The sequence below is a fragment of the Streptosporangium sp. NPDC053982 genome, from assembly GCF_055585205.1.
This window is the reverse complement of the sequence record NZ_JBVJKQ010000007.1, coordinates 140,366-159,347: the sequence shown is the minus strand read 5'-3', so window position 1 is coordinate 159,347 and position 18,982 is coordinate 140,366. Positions and strand designations below refer to the sequence as shown.

Genomic DNA, 18,982 nt, shown 5'->3' with positions numbered 1-18,982 from the left:
CCGCGGCGCCGCCCCACGGGCGGCGCCGGCTCACGACTTGGTCGCCCCCGCGGTGAGCCCGGCGACCAGGTGGCGCTGGACCAGCAGGAAGACGACCGCCGCGGGCAGCGCGATCAGCACCGCCGAGGCCGTCAGCAGGCCCCAGTCCGACCAGTGCTGGCCGACGAACTGCTGCAGGCCGACGGCGAGGGTGCGGGTGCCCTCCCCCGTCATGAAGACCGAGGCGTAGGCGACCTCGCCCCAGGCGGTCATGAAGGAGTAGAAGGCGGTGACCGCGATGCTGGGCCGGGCCAGCGGCAGGATGACCCGCCAGAAGGTGCCGAACGGCGTCAGCCCGTCGATCATTCCGGCCTGGTCGATCTCGCGCGGGATGGAGTCGAAGTAGCCCTTCATCATCCAGGCGCAGAACGGCACCGCGACCGTCATGTACGCGATCACCAGGCCCGGGATCTGGTTGAGCAGCCCGAGACCGGCCATGAGGTTGTACAGCGGCACGATCAGGATGGCCACCGGGAACATCTGGGTGACCAGCAGCATCCACATCACGCCGCGGTAGCCCGGGAAGCGGAAGCGGCTGATCGCGTAGCCGGTCGTCGAGGCCAGGAAGACGCCGATGATCGTGGTCAGGCCGGCGACGATCACCGAGTTGAGCAGCCAGTTCGGGAAGCCCGTCTCGGTCAGGACGCGGGTGTAGTTGTCCAGCGACGGCTGGTCGAAGATCTTCAGCTCGGTGGATAGCCAGCCGTCGCGCGGCTTGAGCGAGGTCAGCACGAGCCAGACGATGGGGAAGATCGAGATGAGCGAGGCGACGATGAGCGTCGCGTGCAGCAGGATCGAGCTGCCGACGCTCCGGTCCTCACGGCCGCGGACGCGGCGGGGCCGTGCCCGCTCTGCGGTGGCGGTGCTCACCAGACCTCCCCCTGCCTGCGCAGCGCGCGGCGGTAGACCAGGGCCATCACGACGAGGAGCAGCAGGATGATCACGCCCCAGGCCGCCGAGCCCGAGTAGTTGCGGATGCCGGTGAAGGCCTCGCGGTAGGCGTAGGTCACCAGGATCTCCGTGGCGCTGCCGGGCCCTCCCCCGGTGATCAGGAAGATCAGCGGGAACATGTTGAACGTCCAGATCGTGCCGAGCAGCACGACGGTGCTGGAGACGGTGCGGAGCCCGGGGATCGTGATGTGCCGGAAGCGCTGCATCGGCGTGGCGCCGTCCACCTCGGCCGCCTCGTAGAGCTCGGCGGGGATCGACTGGAGCCCCCCGAGCAGGGCCACCATCATGAACGGCACGCCCACCCAGACGTTGACCGCGATGACCGCGATCTTCGCGGTGGTGGGGTCGTCGAGCCAGCCGACGCCGCCCAGCCCGGCCGCGCGCAGCATCGCGTTGATGACGCCGAAGTCGCTGTTGTAGAGGTAGCGCCAGATGAAGGCGGCGACGAAGCCGGGGATCGCCCACGGCAGGATCAGCAGCAGCCGGTAGAACGAGCGGAAGCGCAGCCTGCGGTTGAGCATCATCGCCAGGCCGAGGCCGATGCCGTAGTGCAGGGCGACGCAGGCGACGGTCCAGATGACCGTCCAGGTCAGCTTCTCCCAGAAGACCCCGCCGGTGAGGATCTCGACGTAGTTGCCGAGGCCGACGAACTCGTAGGTCGAGGGGATCACGTTGACGCCGATGGTCCGGCCCATCGTGGCCTCGGTGGCGTCGGTCAGGGAGAGGTAGACGCCCCGGGCCAGCGGCCAGCCGATCAGCAGGGCGGTGACCGCGATGACCGGGGCCACCATGGCCCAGGCGTACCAGTACTGCGACGTGGCGCGCCGGAACGGGCCGGGCCTCCTGGGCCCGCCCCGGCCGCGGGCGCCGTCGTCGGCGCCCGCGGCCCGGTCCCTGGTCGTGCCGGTCACACGTCCAGTGGAGGTCGCCACGGTGTCAGCTCCAGTCCTTGAAGATGCCGCGGTACTTCTGGTCGACGGACTTGAGCATGTCCTCGGGCGTGGTCTTGCCGCCCACCAGGGCCTGGTAGCCCTCCAGCAGCGGCTGGAAGAGCTGGCCGCCCTCGGGGATCCACGGCCGCGGGACCGCGGTGTCGAGGATCGGCTTGAAGGTGGCGACGTCCTTGTTGCCCGTGACGTCGGGGTTGTTGTAGGCGGAGGCGCGGGTCGGCAGGAGGCTGATCTCCTTGGCGATCTTCGCCTGGGCCTCGGGGGTGCTCATGAAGCGGACGAACTCATACGAGGCGTCCAGGTTCTTGGAACCGGCGTAGATGGCGTAGTTCCAGCCGCCGGTGGGGGCGCCGGCCTTGACCGAGCCCGCGGGGACCGGGGCGATGCCCAGGTTCTCCTTGTCCTTGAACTCCTTGCCCTGGTAGACCTCGGCCAGCGACCACGGGCCGTTGTAGATCATCGCGGCCTTGCCGTCCTTGAGGGCGGTCATCGCGTTGACGTAGCTGTCCTGGATGGCCGGCTTGGGCGCGGCGCCCGACTTGACCAGGTCGTCGATCGTGGCCATCGCCTTGACGTTGGCCGGGGAGTTCACGACGATCTTCTTGCTCTTGACGTCGAGGGTGTCGCCGCCCTCGCCGTACATGAACGGCAGCAGGAAGTAGGCGTCCACGTTGAGGGCGATGCCGTCGGCGCCGGTCTTCTTCTTGACGTCGAGGGCGGCCTGCTTGAGCTCCTCGACCGTCTTCGGGGCCTCCTCGTGCCCGGCCTCCTTCAGCAGCCTCTTGTTGTACAGCAGCGCCAGGGTGTCGGTGACCTGCGGCACGGCGTAGGCCTTGCCGTTGTACTTGGTGCTGCTCAGCGGGCTGGGCAGGAAGTCGGACTCGTTCTCCAGGGCGCGGGTGCCGTCCAGCGGCTGCAGGTAGCCGAGCGAGGCGAACTGGGAGGTCCAGGCCACCTCGGAACGGATCACGTCCGGCGCGCCGGAACCGGCCTGCGCGGCGGTCTGGAACTTGTTCTGCGCCTGGTCCGAGGGGACGTTCTCGTACTTGACCTTGATGTTCGGGTACTTGGCCTCGAACTCCTTGATGAGCGCCTGGAACGTCGGGCCCTCACTGTCCGGCCGGACCGTGTCCCACCAGGTGATCTCACCCTTGATCTTCGTGGGGTCCGACGGGGCCGAGTCGGCCGGCGCCGCCGCCGAGCCGCCGTCGCCACCGCCGCAGGCCGAGACCGCAAGGGCGAGGGCCGCGACGATCGTCGCGGCCGAGAAGGCTCGCCGCATCATTTCTCCTCATGGTTCAGGGGACCGGACCGGGGTGGGGAGACTCCGGACCGGGGTTGGAGTACGCCGGACGTTACGCCGCCGTGAACTCCTTTGGAAGAACTTGCTGCAAGAGTCTGCAAACTTGTTACAAACCCGGAGGAGTCCACCGATCCGTTACCTTCTCCCCGCCCTGACCTGGGTGGAAGCCGGGCCGTCCCCCCGCCGGCAGGAGGCGGGAGGCCCGGCGACGGCGGGCTCGCGAGACCCCGGACGGCACCCCGGGCGGTTTCGTGCAGAAAGTTTCCGCAAGGGATTGCATAGATCATGCCTAATGAGTAACTTCCGGGCAACACCCCCGAAACAACCGTGGAGGCCACCGGTGGTCCGGCCGCTCCCCCCACGGCGCGCGAGGACGGGACCGCTCACCGCGGCCCTCACCGCGGCGGCGCTGCTCGTGCCGCCCCTCGCCGCCCCCGCCCACGCGTCGTCCCCCGCCTCCGCGCCATCCGGCGCCCCGACCGCGGCCCTCTCGGCCCCAGCGCCCCCCGCAGCCCCCGCGGCGACCACTGCGCCCGTCGTCTCCGCGCTGAGCCGCACGGCCGAGCCCGCCGACAGGGACCTCGCCCGGGACGCCGCGCGCACCGCGCTGACCCGCGAGCGGTTCTACTTCGCGATGACCGACCGGTTCGCCGACGGCGACCCCGGCAACAACCGCGGCGGCCTGTCCGGCGACCGGCTCACCACCGGCTACGACCCCGCCGACAAGGGGTTCTACCAGGGCGGCGACCTCAAGGGCCTCATCGACAGGCTCGACTACGTCGAGAACCTCGGCAGCACCGCGATCTGGATCACCCCGGCCTTCCGCAACCGGCCCGTCCAGGGCTCCGGCGCGGACGCCTCGGCCGGCTACCACGGCTACTGGATCACCGACTTCACCCGGATCGACCCCCACCTGGGGACGAACGCCGAGATGAAGAAGCTCGTGCGCGAGGCGCACCGGCGCGGGATGAAGGTCTTCTTCGACATCATCACCAACCACACCGCCGACGTCATCGACTATGCGGAGAAGACCCACTCCTACCGCTCCAAGGGCGCCTACCCCTACGTCGACGCCCGCGGCGTGCCGTTCGACGACCGCGCCCACGCGGGCAAGGACACCTTCCCCGAGGTGACCGCCGACTCGTTCCCCTACACGCCGGTCGCGCCGAAGAACGCCAAGACCCCCGCCTGGCTGAACGACCCGACGATGTACCACAACCGGGGCGACTCCACCTTCAGCGGCGAGAGCTCCGAGTACGGCGACTTCTCCGGCCTCGACGACCTGTGGACCGAACGGCCCGAGGTCGTCAGGGGCATGGCCGACATCTACAAGACGTGGGTCCGCGAGACCGGCATCGACGGGTTCCGCATCGACACCGCCAAGCACGTCAACATGGAGTTCTGGGAGCGGTTCTCCCCAGCCCTGCACGACTACGCGACGAAGCAGGGGAACAAGCGGTTCTTCATGTTCGGCGAGGTCTACTCCGGCGACCCCGCCTTCACCAGCCGCTACTCCACCCGCGGCGGGCTGGACGCCACCCTGGACTTCCCGTTCCAGGAGGCCGCCCGCTCCTTCAGCGGCGGCACCGCGGACGCCGCCCGGCTGGCGAGGCTGTACGCCGACGACGACCACCACACCGACGCCGACGCCGACGCCTCCTCGCTGCCGACCTTCCTCGGCAACCACGACATGGGCCGCATCGGCCGCTTCATCGCCCAGGACAACCCCGGCGCGGACGACGCCGAGCTGCTCCGCCGCGACCTGCTGGCCCACCGGCTGATGTACCTCACCCGGGGCCAGCCGGTCGTCTACTACGGAGACGAGCAGGGCTTCACCGGAAGCGGCGGCGACAAGGACGCCCGCCAGACGATGTTCGCCTCCAAGGTCGGCGACTACCTGGACGACGACCTGATCGGCACCACGGCCACCCACGCCCGCGACAACTTCGTCCCCGGCCACCCGCTGTACCAGGGCATCTCCGCCCTGGCGAAGCTGCGCCAGGACCACCCCGCCCTCGCCGACGGCGCCCAGATCGAGCGCCTGGCGTCCGGCGGCGTCTACGCCTTCTCCCGGATCGGCGCCCGCGAGAAGGTCGAGTACGTCGTGGCGGTCAACAACGCCGAGCAGGCCCAGGCCGCCGCCGTGCCGACGTTCTCCCCCGGCATGGCCTTCACCAAGGTGTACGGCGAGGGCCCCGCAGACCTGACCTCGGGCGCCGACGCGAAGCTGGCGCTGACCGTGCCGGCGCTGTCGGCCGTCGTCTACAGGGCCCGCGGGGCGCTCGCCGCCCCGGCCGCCGGCCCGGCCGTCTCGATCGCCCTGCCCGGCGCCGAGATCAGGGGCACCGCCGAGGACGGCCGGATCCCGGTCACCGCCACCGTGCCCGGAAGCGGCTTCGACCAGGTGACGTTCGCCGCCAGGGTCGGCGACGGCGGATGGAGGGTGCTCGGCACCGACGACGCGCCCAACGCCACGGCGGCCGGCCGTACCTTCCGGGTCTTCCACGACCTGCGCGGGATCCCGGCCGGCACGAAGATCACTTACAGGGCGGTGGTGAAGGACTCCGCGGGCCGTCTCGCCTCGGCCACCGCGTCGGCCACCGTCGGCGCCGAGCCCGCCCCGCAGGACCCGGGCGCGGTCACCCGGGACTGGCTGGTCGTGCACTACCAGCGCCCGGACGCGAAGGACGCCGGGGACTACGACGGCTGGGGCCTGCACGTCTGGGGGGACGTGGAGCAGCCCACCGAGTGGGCTTCCCCGCTCCCGCTGACCGGCGAGGACTCCTACGGCAGGTTCGCCTGGGTCAGGCTCAAGCCGGGCGCGGCGAACGTCGGGATCATCGTCCACAGGGGCGACGAGAAGGACGGCGGCGACCGCGTCGTCGATCCCGCCAGGACCGGCGAGGTCTGGGTGGCCTCCGGCAGGGCGGAGACCTACGCCTCCCGCGCCGAGGCCCAGGGCTACGCCACCGTCCACTACGCGCGGCCGGACGGGAGATACGACGGCTGGGGGCTGCACCTGTGGGGCGACGGCCTGGCCGACGGCGCGGGCACCGACTGGGCGTCCCCGCGCCCGCCGGACGGCGCCGACTCCTACGGCGCGTTCTGGAAGGTCCCGCTGAAGAACGCCGCCGCCCCGCTCAACTTCATCATTCACAAGGGCGACGTCAAGGATCCCGGGTCCGACCAGACGTTCACCCCGGCCGCGCGGCCGGAGGCGTACGTCGTCTCGGGGAAGGCGGAGGTCCACCCGACCAGGGCCGCGGCCGAGAACGTCGCGATCGTGCATCACCACCGGCCGGACGGGAAATACGACGGCTGGGGGCTGCACCTGTGGGGTGACGTGGCCGCGCCCACCGAGTGGGCCGCCCCGCTCCGGCCCGAGGGGCGCGACGCGTTCGGGCTCCGTTTCCGGATCCCCCTGAAAGAGGGGGCGAAGACCGTGAGCTACATCGTCCACAACGGCGACGACAAGGACCTGCCCGGCGACCAGTCGCTCGACGTGGCCGCCACCGGCGGCGAGGTCTGGCGGATCGCCGGCGTCGAGGGGAACCTGCTGCCGCAGCCCGCCGCCCACGGCGCGGACGCCGACCTGAGCAAGGCCGCCGCCCAGTGGATCGACCGCGGCACGGTCGCCTGGAAGGTACGGACGTCCGACGCCCTCCACCACTCGCTGGCCTTCTCCGCCAAGGGCGACATCGCCTACGCCGACGGCGACCTGACCGGCGACCTCCGAATCATCCGGCTGGTCCCCGGCGCCCTCACCGACGCGCAGAAGGCCAGGTGGCCGCACCTTTCCGGGCACGCCGCCCTCACCGTGGACCCGCGCGACACCGGCCTGGTCGCCGAGGCGCTGCGCGGGCAGGTCGTGGCCGTCGAGCGGGACGCCTCCGGCGCGCTGCTGACCGCCACCGGCGTGCAGCTGCCCGGCGTGCTCGACGACGTCTACGCCAAGGCGGCCGGAGCCGAGCTGGGCCCGGTCTGGGACGGCGCGCCCCGGCTGTCGGTCTGGGCGCCGACCGCGCGCAAGGTCGAGCTCGCGCTCTACCGCGGCCCGTCCGGCGGCGAGCGCGCCGTACAGCCGATGCGCCGCGACGACGCCACCGGCGTCTGGTCGGTGCGGGGCACGCCCGCCTGGAAGGGCCGCTACTACACCTTCCTGGTCACGGTCTACTCCCCCGCCGCGGGCAAGGTCGTCACCAACGAGGTGACCGACCCCTACAGCGTGTCGCTGGCCGCCGACTCCGTCCGCAGCCAGCTCGCCGACCTGGGCGACCGGTCGCTGCGGCCCGACGGCTGGTCGTCGCTCGCCAAGCCGGAGGCCGTCCCCCAGGCCAGGGCGTCGATCCACGAACTGCACGTGCGCGACTTCTCCGCCTCCGACGCCACCGTCCCCGTCGGCCTGCGCGGCACCTACGCGGCGTTCACCGGCGACCACGCCGGCATGCGGGAGCTGCGCAGGCTGGCGGAGGACGGCCTGACCCACGTCCACCTGCTGCCGGTCTTCGACATCGCGACCGTCCCCGAGAAGAAGGCCGACCGCGCCGAGCCGGACTGCGACCTGGCCGCGCTGCCCGCCGACTCCGGGCGGCAACAGGAGTGCGTCGGCGAGACCGCCGCCAAGGACGCCTTCAACTGGGGATACGACCCGCAGCACTACACCGTGCCCGAGGGCTCCTACGCCTCCGACCCGGACGGCACCGCCCGGATCAAGGAGTTCCGCGGCATGGTGCAGGGCCTGAACAGGGCCGGGCTGCGGGTGGTCATGGACGTCGTCTACAACCACACCCACGCCGCCGGCCAGGACCCGACCTCGGTGCTCGACCGCGTCGTGCCCGGCTACTACCACCGGCTGCTCGACGACGGCGCGGTGGCCACCTCCACCTGCTGCGCCAACACCGCCCCCGAGCACGCGATGATGGGCAAGCTCGTCGTCGACTCCATCGTCACCTGGGCGAAGCAGTACAAGGTGGACGGCTTCCGCTTCGACCTGATGGGCCACCACCCGAAGGCGAACATCGTCGCGGTCCGCAAGGCCCTCGACGCGCTCACCCCGCGGAAGGACGGGGTGGACGGCAAGTCGATCATCCTGTACGGCGAGGGCTGGAACTTCGGCGAGGTCGCCGACGACGCCCGCTTCGAGCAGGCCACCCAGGCCAACATGGCCGGCACCGGGATCGGCACCTTCAACGACCGGCTGCGCGACGCGGTGCGCGGCGGCACGCCGTTCGACGCCGACCCCCGCATCCAGGGCTTCGGCTCGGGCCTGGCCGGCGCGCCCAACGGCTCACCCGCCAACGGCACCGCCGAGCAGCAGCGCGCCCGCCTGCTGGGCTACCAGGACCTGATCAAGGTGGGACTGACCGGCAACCTGCGCGACTACGCCTTCACCGACTCGCGCGGCAGGCGGGTCAAGGGCTCGGAGGTGGACTACAACGGCTCACCCGCCGGTTACACCGCCGAGCCGGGCGAGGCCGTCACCTACGTCGACGCCCACGACAACGAGACGCTGTTCGACGCGCTGGCCTACAAGCTGCCGCAGGCCACCCCGATGGCCGACCGGGTGCGCATGCAGTCGCTGTCGCTGGCCACCGCCGTCCTCGGGCAGGGCACCTCGTTCGTCCACGCCGGGACCGAGCGGCTGCGCTCGAAGTCGCTGGACCGCAACTCCTTCGACTCCGGCGACTGGTTCAACCGGCTGCTGTGGGACTGCGCGCAGGGCAACGGCTTCGGCGCGGGCCTGCCGCCTAAGGCGGACAACGAGGACAAGTGGTCCTACGCCCGGCCGCTGCTCGCCGACCCGGCGCTGAAGCCGGACTGCGCGGCGATCACCGCGGCGCGGAACCTGTACGGCGAGCTGCTGAGGATCCGCTCCTCCTCCCCCGCCTTCACCCTCGGCTCCGCCGCCGAGGTGGGCAGGCGGCTGACCTTCCCGCTGAGCGGCGACGCCGAGACGCCGGGCGTGCTGACCATGCACCTGGACGCCTCGGGGATCGACCCGAAGTGGGACTCGCTGACCGTCGTGTTCAACGCCACGCCCGAGAAGCGGTCGCAGACCGTGGCCGCCCTCAAGGGCGCGGCGGTGACCCTCCACCCCGTCCAGGCGGACGGGACCGACGCCGTCGTGAAGACGTCGGCCTTCGACCCCGCCACCGGCACGCTGACGGTGCCGGCCCGCACGGTCGCCGTCTTCGTCCGGCCGCACGGCTGATTCGTCCGGCCGCGCGGCTCAGAGCCCGCGTGGGGCGTCCGCACGACCCCGCGCCGCCCCACCCGGTCCTCCCGCGGACGAGGTCCGCGGGAGGACCACCGTAAGGCCCCGGGGCCCCATGGCCCCGGGGAGGGAAGACCCGGGCCGGGTGCTGCAACACCCGGCCCGGCGAAGGGAATCCGTCCATCCGTCTGGAGGCCCCCGTGAGATCCTACAAAGCCGTCCTGACCGTGGCGGCGACCGTCCTGGCGAGCGCCGCCGTCGCGCTCCCCGTCACGACCGCCACCCCCGCCGCCGCCGCGCCGCCCACCCCCGGCCCGATCGCCAACCTGTGGAACTGGAACTGGAACTCGGTCGCCAGGGAGTGCACCGGCGTCCTCGGCCCCGCCGGGTACGCCGCCGTCCAGGTCTCCCCGCCGAACGACTCGATGAGCAAGGGCGGCTCGGTCTGGTGGGACGTCTACCAGCCCGCCCGCTACACCCTCACCAGCAAGTTCGGCGACGAGAACGCGTTCCGGAACATGGTCGGCGCCTGCCACTCCGCGGGCGTCAAGGTGCACGCCGACGTGGTGATCAACCACATGACCGGGCAGGGCAGCGGCAGCTACGGCGGCTACTCCTTCGGCAAGTACGGCTATCCCGGGCTGTACTCCTCCGCCGACTTCCACTCCCCCGCCTGCACGATCAACGACTCCGACTACGCGAACGACGCCTGGCGGGTGCAGAACTGCGAGCTGGTCGGCCTGGCCGACCTCAACACCGGCTCCGACTACGTCCGCGGCCAGATCGCCGGCTACCTCAACCGGCTCACCTCCCTCGGCGTGGACGGCTTCCGGGTGGACGCCGCCAAGCACATCTCCCCCTCCGACCTGTCGGCGATCAAGGGGCGGCTGAGCGGCTCGCCGTACCTGCACCAGGAGGTCATCGAGGGCCCGAACGAGGCCGTCAGGCCGAGCCAGTACACCGGCGTCGGCGACGTGCACGAGTTCGTCTACGGCCGCAAGCTCAAGGAGCAGTTCACCGGCCAGATCAAGTGGCTTTCGACCTTCGGGCAGAGCTGGGGCCTGTCGGTGCCGAGCGACAAGGCCGTGGTCTTCGTCGACAACCACGACACCGAGCGCAACGGCTCCACCCTCAACTACAAGTACGGCGACGCCTACCGGCTGGCGAACGTCTTCATGCTGGCCTGGCCGTACGGCACGCCCGCCGTCTACTCCGGCTTCACCTGGGGCGACAAGGAGGCCGGTCCCCCGTCGGCGAACGGCGGGTTCGTCACCGACACCGACTGCGGGAACGGCCGGTGGACCTGCTTCCACCGGCAGATGAGCGGCATGGCCGCCTTCAACCGGGCCGTCGCGGGCACCGCGGTCGCCAACTGGTACGACAACGGTAACAACGTGATCGCCTTCAGCCGGGGCGACCGGGGCTGGGTCGCGATCAACAACGAGGGCGGCTCCGTCACCCGGACCTTCACCACCGGCCTGCCCGCCGGCACCTACGCCAACGACGCCGGGAGCGGCACGGTGACGGTCGGCGCGGGCGGCACCGCGTCGGTGACCGTCCCGGCGAAGGGCGCGGTCGCCGTCCACGTCGGCGGCCCCCGGCCCACCTCCTCTCCCACACCCACCTCCACCCCCACCCAGGACACGGTCGCCACCACCTTCGCGGTGAACGCCACGACCTACTGGGGGCAGAACGTCTTCGTCGTGGGCGACGTGCCCGAGCTCGGCAGCTGGAACCCGGCGAACGCGGTGGCGCTGTCGTCGGCGGCCTACCCCGTCTGGCGGGGCACGGCCGGCCTGCCCGCCGGGCGGACGATCTCCTACAAGTACATCAAGAAGAACCCCGACGGCTCGGTGACCTGGGAGAGCGACCCCAACCGCTCGTTCACCACGCCCTCCGGCGGCACCGCGACGCGCAACGACACCTGGCGCTGACCACCCCCGGGTAACAGCTCGACGATCCACCGCCCCGGGCGCCCACCGCGCCCGGGGCCCTCATCAGCGACCCGCGCGGAGGACGAACGACCATGCGCTCATCCCCCTCACCCGCCCTCCTGCTGCTCACCGCCACGGCCCTCGCCCTGGCCGGCGCCGCCGTCCCGTCGACGGCGGCGGCCGCGAACAGCGTCACCGTCTACTACGCCACCGGCTGGCCGGCGGCCAACATCCACTACGCCCCCAACGGCGGCTCCTGGACGTCCGTCCCCGGCGTCGCCATGAACGAGACCGCCTGCGCCGGCTGGAAGAAGAGGACCATCGACCTCGGCTCGGCCACCGGCCTCAAGGCCGCCTTCAACAACGGCTCCGGCGCCTGGGACAACAACGGCGGCGCCGACTACACCATCGGCGCCGGCACGGTGAAGGTCTCCGGCGGCGATGTCACCTCCGGCGACCCGTGCTCCGGCGGGACCGGCCCCGGCGGCAAGGCCGAGGTCTTCTACCACAAGAAGACCAAGGGGTGGCCGACGGTCAACGTCCACTACCAGCCCACCGGCGGCTCCTGGACGTCCGTCCCCGGCGTCGCCATGAACGAGACCGCCTGCGCCGACTGGGCGAAGAGGACCATCGACCTCGGCTCGGCCACCAGCCTCAAGGCCGCCTTCAACAACGGCTCCGGCGCCTGGGACAACAACGGCGGCGCCGACTACGCCCTCGGTTCGGGCCGCACCACCGTCAAAGACGGCGTGGTGACCGCGAACGCCGCCGATCCGTGCACGCCCGCGCCCGAGGACGAGACCCCGCCCGGCGCGCCCACCGGCCTGACCGCCACCGCGCAGGACACCACCATCAAGCTGAGCTGGAACGAGGCCACCGACAACGTGGGCGTCACCGGCTATGAGATCACCCGCGTCAAGGACTCCGGCGCCCCGGTGACCCTGACCACCGCCACCAACACCGTCTACACCGACGCCCGCCTGGACCCGCGGACCACCTACACCTACACGGTCAGGGCCCTGGACGCGGCCGGCAACAGATCGGAGGCGAGCCCCGCGGCCTCGGCGAAGACCGGCGACGAGCCGGCCACCCCCGTCAAGGGCTCCCCGCTGGGCGGCGACCCGCGTGAGGACAGCATCTACTTCGTGATGACCGCCCGGTTCAACGACGGCGAACCCGCCAACAACCGCGGCGGCAGCCAGCACGTGAAGTCGGGCAACGCCGCCGCCGGCGACCCGATGTTCCGCGGCGACTTCAAGGGCCTGATCGACAAGCTGGACTACATCAAGGGCCTGGGCTTCTCCGCGATCTGGATCACCCCGGTCGTGCTGAACCGCTCCGACTACGACTTCCACGGCTACCACGGCTGGGACTTCTACCGGGTCGACACCCGGCTGGAGACCCCCGGCGCGACCTACCGGGATCTGATCGACAGGGCGCACGCCAAGGGCATCAAGATCTTCCAGGACGTCGTCTACAACCACAGCTCCCGCTGGGGCGCCAAGGGCCTGTACGTGCCCGCGGTGTGGGGCTCGCGCGACGGCGAGTGGAAGTGGCTGTACAGCAGGAAGGAACCCGGCAGGGAGTACGACCCGATGGAGGAGCAGCGGGGCGACGACCCCGAGCTGACCACCGCGCAGAACGAGATGGCCAAGGGCCGCCCCTACAACGGCGATCTGTGGTCGGCCACGGCCCCGGCCGGGAAAACCTGCCGGGACTACGGCACACCCACCTCCTACCGGAGCCCCGAGGGCTTCACCATCCGCAACTGCCAGTGGCCCAGCCCGACCTCCGGCATGTTCCCCGCGCAGTACTACCACCAGTGCTGGCTCGGCAACTGGGAGGGCGCCGACTCCAAGAGCTGCTGGCTGCACGACGACCTGGCCGACCTCAACACCGAGAACAAGGCCGTCCAGGACTACCTGATCGGCGCCTACAACTCCTACATCGACATGGGCGTGGACGGTTTCCGCGTCGACACCGCCGTGCACGTCTCCCGGCTGACGTGGAACCGGCGCTTCCTGCCCGCCATCCGGCAGCACGCCACCGCCGTGCACGGCGAGAAGGGCAAGGACTTCTACGTCTTCGGCGAGGTCGGCGCGTTCGTCCACGACAAGTGGAACCGCGGCTCAGTCAACCACTCCGCGCAGTTCTACACCTGGAAGGAACGTAAGGAGTTCGACCCCGACGACGCCAAGGCGGTCGTCGAGCAGTACGACTACGAGAACCTCATGGGCACCGCCAACCAGCCCACCAGTGACAACGCATTCCTGCGCGGCAACGACTACCACGCCCCCGACCACTCGAAGTTCTCCGGCATGAACGTCATCGACATGCGCATGCACATGAACTTCGGCGAGGCGTCCAACGCCTTCACCGCCGGCAAGGACTCCGACGACAGCTACAACGACGCCACCTACAACACCGTCTACGTCGACTCCCACGACTACGGTCCCAACAAGTCGAACGAGCGCTACGCCGGCGGGACCGACGCGTGGGCGGAGAACATGTCGCTGATGTGGACCTTCCGCGGCATCCCGACGCTCTACTACGGCTCGGAGATCGAGTTCCAGAAGGGGAAGAAGATCGACTGCGGGCCGACCTGCCCGCTGTCCACCACCGGCCGCGCCTACTACGGCGACCACCTGGCCGGGTCGGTCACCGCCGCGGACTTCGGCGTCGTCTCCTCGGCGACCGGCGCGGTCGCGCAGACCCTGGACAAGCCGCTGGTCAAGCATCTGCAGCGGCTCAACCGGATCCGCCGGGCGATCCCGGCGCTGCAGAAGGGCCAGTACTCCACCGAGGGCGTCAGCGGTCAGATGGCCTACAAGCGCCGCTACACCTCCGGCGCGGTGGACAGCTACGCGCTGATCACCGTGACCGGGGGCGCCACCTTCACCGGTGTCCTGAACGGCACGTACGTGGACGCGGTCACCGGCGACCGCAGGACCGTCACCGGCGGCACCCTCACCGTCGCCGCCCCCGGCAAGGGCAACGCCCGCGTCTACGTGCTCGACCTGCCGGGCAACCCGGCCCCGGGCAAGGTCGGTGACGCCGGGCCGTACCTGAAGTAGGGCCGGTTCAGCCGCCCGGCGGGCCGTACGGCCCGCCGGGCGGTGTCCGTCTCCCGGTGTCTCCCCGGGAGCCCGCGTCAGGTCAGGTGCCAGACGTGGAAGGCCGGGCCGTCGGCGGGCAGGGTGACGACGGCGTCGTCCCGGAGAGCGGCTCGGCCCCTCCGTACACGGGAACGGCCGAGCGGGCGGCGAGCGGGAGTCGGACCGGGCGGGCACGGGATGCGCGGGCCCGGCCGCGGGCGTCCCGCAAAGACCGTGACCCGGACAGGTAAAACCCGTGCCACATTCACCGCGCCTGGAAAGTCGATTGCCCCGTTTTGGGGATATTCACTGGAGGGCAGGGCGCACCTACGGCGAGCGGGGGTGGGAGCCGTGTCGGATGACCTGTTCACCATGCCGGACGACATGGACGGCACGTTCGAGGACCGGCGGGACGCAGGGCGGGTCCTCGCGCGCCTCCTGGAGCGCTACCGCGGCAGACCCGACGTCGTCGTGCTGGGACTGCCGCGCGGCGGCGTCCCGGTGGCGTACGAGGTCGCCACGGCCCTCGGAGCCCCGCTGGACGTCTTCCTGGTGCGCAAGCTGGGCGTCCCGGGCCGCGAGGAGCTCGCCATGGGCGCCATCGCCAGCGGCGGCGTCATCGTGCTCAACGAGGACATCGTCGGACGGCTCGGGATCTCGCAGTGGGCCATCCGCGCGGCGGCCGCCCGGGAGGGCCAGGAACTGGTCCGGCGGGAGGACGCCTACCGGCAGGGGCGGCCCGCGCTGGACCTCGACGGCAGAACCGTCATCGTCGTGGACGACGGCCTGGCCACGGGGGCGAGCATGCGCGCCGCCCTCCAGGCGCTCCGCCGCCACCGGCCGGCCCGGACCGTCGTCGCCGTGCCGACCGCGCCCGACTCCGTCCACCGTGACTTCGCCCACCTGGCCGACGAGCTGGTGTGCGCCGTCACGCCCCCCTACTTCACCGCCGTCGGGCAGTCGTACCGGGACTTCACCCAGACGACGGACGGGGAGGTGCGGAGCCTCCTGCGCTCGGCGACGCGGTCCCGGCCGGCGACGACCGGCTAGGTCCCGCCACGGGACCGGCAGCCGGTGGAAGCCGGCGGGCGCCTCACGGGAGGGGGTACATGTGAACGCCGTCCGGATGAACCTTGAACGCCTGGAGATCCCGGCCGCCGACGTCGTCCTGGAGGCCGACGTCGCGGTGCCGCATCCGGCGTACGGAATGGTGCTGTTCGCGCACGGCAGCGGCAGCAGCCGCCACAGCCCGCGCAACCGCCACGTGGCGGGCGAGCTGCAGAGAGCCGGGCTGGCGACGGTCCTCGCCGACCTCCTCACACCGCAGGAGGAGCGGATCGACCTGGTAACCGGTGAGTTCCGCTTCGACATCGGGCGGCTCGCCGTACGGCTGGCCGGGCTGACCGACTGGCTGGCCCGGCACAAGCCGACCGCCGGACTCGACGTCGGCCTCTTCGGCGCCAGCACGGGCGCGGCCGCCGCGCTCGTCGCCGCCGCGGCGCGGCCCGCGGTGAAGGCGATCGTCTCCCGCGGCGGGCGGCCGGATCTTGCCGGTGACGCGCTCCGGTCGGTCCACCAGCCCACCCTGCTCATCGTCGGGGAGCGCGACCCGATCGTCATCAGGCTCAACCAGGAGGCGATGGAGCTGCTGCCGGGAGAGACGGCCCTGGAGATCGTGCCGGGGGCCACGCACCTGTTCGAGGAGCCCGGCGCGCTGGAGCAGGTGGCCCGCCTGGCCCAGGAGTGGTTCCTGGGCCACCTGACGCGCGAGCGGCACCCGGAGGGCGGGGACGGCGACTGAGAGCACCGGGCCGGCATCGATACCAAGATCTGACAGCCTGCCGTAATTCATCACTCTAAGTAAGTGATTAGTCACTTAAAGTGATCGAAATGACGGTTGGTTCGTCGCTCCCGGGCTATGAGAGGAGGTGACGAATTGGTCGTTGACTACGGGGGGACCCACGATGACGAACTTCGACCAGATCAAGGGCAAGGCCAAGGAGAACGCCGGTGAGGCGGTGAACGACGACGAGATGGCCGCCCGGGGCCGCATGGAGCGCGCCAAGGGCAAGGGCAAGGAGGCCGCCGGCAAGGCCAAGGACAAGGCCAAGAAGGCCGCGGACGACACGCGCGGCAGGTTCGCCGAGTAGTCGGCCCTCCGGCGACCGCGGCTTTCCGGTCATGGCGCCGCGGGCGGCGATGGACGCCGCCCGCGGCGCTCGCACGTCACCGGGCCCCCGGAAAGTTAAGGCGGGTGACCCTGGGCGTTCAGCTCGGGCACCCCTGAACGGTCACCCTCGTGGCTAGGTTCGGCGAGTACCCCGGTTCGGGGGAGTTCGTCCGTGTCACGAGGAGTCACCTTGCGAGTCTTGGCCGTTGTGCCCGCCCGTGGCGGTTCCGTGGGCGTGCCGCTGAAGAACCTGGCCGCGGTGGGCGGCACCCCGCTGGTCGCCCGCGCGGTGCGGGCCTGCGTGCGGGCCGAGCTGGTCGACGAGGTCGTGGTCAGCACCGACCACGCCGAGATCGCCCGGGTGGCCCGCGAGGCCGGAGCTCAGGTGGTCGAGCGGCCGCAGGAGCTGAGCGGGGCCACCGCCTCCAGCGAGTCGGCGGTGCTGCACGCGCTCGACCGGCTCGGCGAGGACCCGGAGGTGGTCGTGCTGGTCCAGTGCACCAGCGCGTTCGTCGACCCGGCCGACCTCGACGCCGCCGTCACCAGGATCCTGGACGGCGGCGCGGACGTGGTCTTCTCCGGCCTGGAGACGCACGAGTTCCTGTGGGACGCCGCCGGCGCGGGCGTCAACCACGACCCGTCCTTCCGCCCGCGCCGCCAGGACCGCGAACCGCACTTCCGCGAGACCGGCGCGTTCTACGCGATGCGCGCCGACGGCCTGCGCGAGCACGGGCACCGCTTCTTCGGCAGGGTCGCCGTGCAGCCCGTACCGCCGCGGCACGCCGTCGAGGTCGACTCCCCCGAGGACCTGGAGATCGTCCGGGCGCTGGCGCCGTTCGTGGACCGGCCCGAGCCCATCGACGTGGACGCCGTGGTCACCGACTTCGACGGCGTGCACACCGACGACCGCGCCTACGTCGACCAGGACGGCCGTGAGATGGTCGCGGTCAGCCGCTCCGACGGCATGGGGGTGGCGCTGCTGCGCGGATCGGGCGTCAAACTGCTGATCATGTCCACCGAGCGGAACCCGGTGGTCGCCGCCCGCGCCCGCAAGCTCGACGTGCCCGTCCTCCAGGGGCTGACCGACAAGCGGACCGTGCTGCGCGACTGGCTGGCCATCGAGGGGCTCGACCCGGCCCGCGTCGCCTACGTCGGCAACGACGTCAACGACCTGGGCCCGATGAGCGAGGTCGGCTGGCCCGTCACCGTGCCCGACGCCCACCCCCGGGTCCGCGCCGCCGCCCGGGTGATGCTCACCAGGCCCGGCGGTGCGGGGGCCGTACGGGAACTGTGCGACCGGATCCTCGCCGCGCGCCCCGGAACCGGGACGGCGCCCGCCCCCGCGCCCGCCCCCGCGCCCGCGTCCATGCCCGCCTCCGCACCGGCCTCCGCGTCCGTGCCCGTCCCCCGCGCCGAGCCGAGGACGGCGCCGGCCGCCGGTCCGGTGCGGATCGGCGACACGCTGGTCGGCGCGGGCCTGCCGGTCTACGTGATCGGTGAGATCGGGATCAACCACAACGGCGACCTCGACATCGCGCGCAGGCTCATCGACGTGGCGGCCGACGCGGGTTGCCAGGCCGTCAAGTTCCAGAAGCGCACACCGGAGATCTGTGTGCCGCCGGAGCAGCGGGACCAGATCCGGCAGACGCCGTGGGGCGAGATGACCTACCTCGAGTACAAGATCAGGACCGAGTTCGGCCTGAAGGAGTACACCGCGATCGCCGAGCACTGCCGCGAGCGGGGCGTCCACTGGTTCGCCTCGCCGTGGGACGTGCCGTCGGTGGAGTTCCTGGAGTCCATGGACGTGGTCACGCACAAGGTCGCCTCGGCGAGCCTGACCGACCTGGAGCTGCTGCGCGCCCTCGCCGCCACCGGCAAGCCGGTCATCCTGTCCACGGGGATGTCCACGCTGGAGGAGATCGACCGGGCGGTGGAGGTCCTCGGCACCTCCAGGCTCGTGCTGATGCACGCCACGTCCACCTACCCCCTCCCCCCGGAGGAGGCCAACCTCCGCACGATCCAGACCCTCCGGGAGCGGTACGGCGTGCCGGTCGGCTACTCCGGCCACGAGCGCGGCCTGCAGATCTCACTCGCCGCGGTGACGCTGGGCGCGGTGGCCGTGGAGCGGCACATCACGCTCGACCGCACGATGTGGGGCTCCGACCACGCCGCCTCACTGGAACCCGCCGGGCTGGAGCACCTGGTCCGCGACATCCGCGTCATCGAGAGCGCACTGGGCGACGGCGTGAAGCGCGTCTTCCCCGGCGAAGAAGCCCCGAAGTCCCGCCTGCGGCGTGTCACTGTTTAGATGGCGGCAGTTCTCATG

The 18,982-nt window shown here is 71.4% G+C and carries 10 protein-coding genes; 7 read left to right on the top strand and 3 right to left on the bottom strand.

Annotated elements, in window-relative coordinates; translation table 11 throughout:
* Positions 1 to 30: 30 nt before the first annotated feature.
* Genes ACZ6W9_RS14320 through ACZ6W9_RS14310 form a run of 3 tightly spaced genes read right to left on the bottom strand, consistent with a single transcriptional unit; the run spans position 31 to position 3,222 of the window.
* Entirely contained in the window at positions 31 to 909 is an 879-nt protein-coding gene (locus ACZ6W9_RS14320; protein ID WP_362944313.1) for a sugar ABC transporter permease, read from the bottom strand.
* Entirely contained in the window at positions 906 to 1,901 is a 996-nt protein-coding gene (locus ACZ6W9_RS14315; protein ID WP_389963055.1) for a carbohydrate ABC transporter permease, read from the bottom strand. Before ACZ6W9_RS14315 ends, ACZ6W9_RS14320 begins: the two co-directional genes overlap by 4 nt.
* Before the next feature lie 25 nt (positions 1,902 to 1,926).
* Positions 1,927 to 3,222: an extracellular solute-binding protein gene (locus ACZ6W9_RS14310; RefSeq protein ID WP_470118052.1), complete on the bottom strand. Its 1,296-nt coding sequence runs from the start codon at positions 3,220 to 3,222 to the stop codon at positions 1,927 to 1,929.
* Positions 3,223 to 3,583: 361 nt separating this feature from the next.
* Between ACZ6W9_RS14310 and pulA the strand changes: the two genes are divergently transcribed.
* The 7 genes from pulA (at position 3,584) to ACZ6W9_RS14275 (ending at position 18,964) form a co-directional block, all read left to right on the top strand.
* Entirely contained in the window at positions 3,584 to 9,454 is a 5,871-nt protein-coding gene (pulA, locus tag ACZ6W9_RS14305) for a pullulanase-type alpha-1,6-glucosidase (RefSeq protein ID WP_470118050.1), read from the top strand.
* 203 nt (positions 9,455 to 9,657) lie between these two features.
* Positions 9,658 to 11,391: a carbohydrate-binding module family 20 domain-containing protein gene (locus tag ACZ6W9_RS14300; RefSeq protein WP_470118048.1), complete on the top strand. Its 1,734-nt coding sequence runs from the start codon at positions 9,658 to 9,660 to the stop codon at positions 11,389 to 11,391.
* Between the two features lie 92 nt (positions 11,392 to 11,483).
* Positions 11,484 to 14,465, top strand: coding sequence for a carbohydrate binding domain-containing protein (locus tag ACZ6W9_RS14295; protein ID WP_470118046.1), 2,982 nt, complete (start codon positions 11,484 to 11,486; stop codon positions 14,463 to 14,465).
* Positions 14,466 to 14,837: 372 nt separating this feature from the next.
* Positions 14,838 to 15,536 carry a phosphoribosyltransferase gene (locus ACZ6W9_RS14290; protein WP_389963039.1) on the top strand — a complete coding sequence of 233 codons (699 nt, stop codon included), beginning with the start codon at positions 14,838 to 14,840 and terminating at the stop codon, positions 15,534 to 15,536.
* Between the two features lie 76 nt (positions 15,537 to 15,612).
* Positions 15,613 to 16,287 (top strand): dienelactone hydrolase family protein, encoded by a 675-nt coding sequence (locus ACZ6W9_RS14285; RefSeq protein ID WP_389963037.1) that lies wholly within the window; start codon positions 15,613 to 15,615, stop codon positions 16,285 to 16,287.
* Between the two features lie 163 nt (positions 16,288 to 16,450).
* A complete protein-coding gene (locus tag ACZ6W9_RS14280) occupies positions 16,451 to 16,636 on the top strand; it encodes a CsbD family protein (protein WP_389963035.1) in 186 nt (61 codons plus the stop codon).
* A 228-nt stretch (positions 16,637 to 16,864) separates the two neighbouring features.
* Positions 16,865 to 18,964 (top strand): N-acetylneuraminate synthase family protein, encoded by a 2,100-nt coding sequence (locus ACZ6W9_RS14275; RefSeq protein WP_389963574.1) that lies wholly within the window; start codon positions 16,865 to 16,867, stop codon positions 18,962 to 18,964.
* The last annotated feature ends 18 nt before the right edge of the window (positions 18,965 to 18,982 follow it).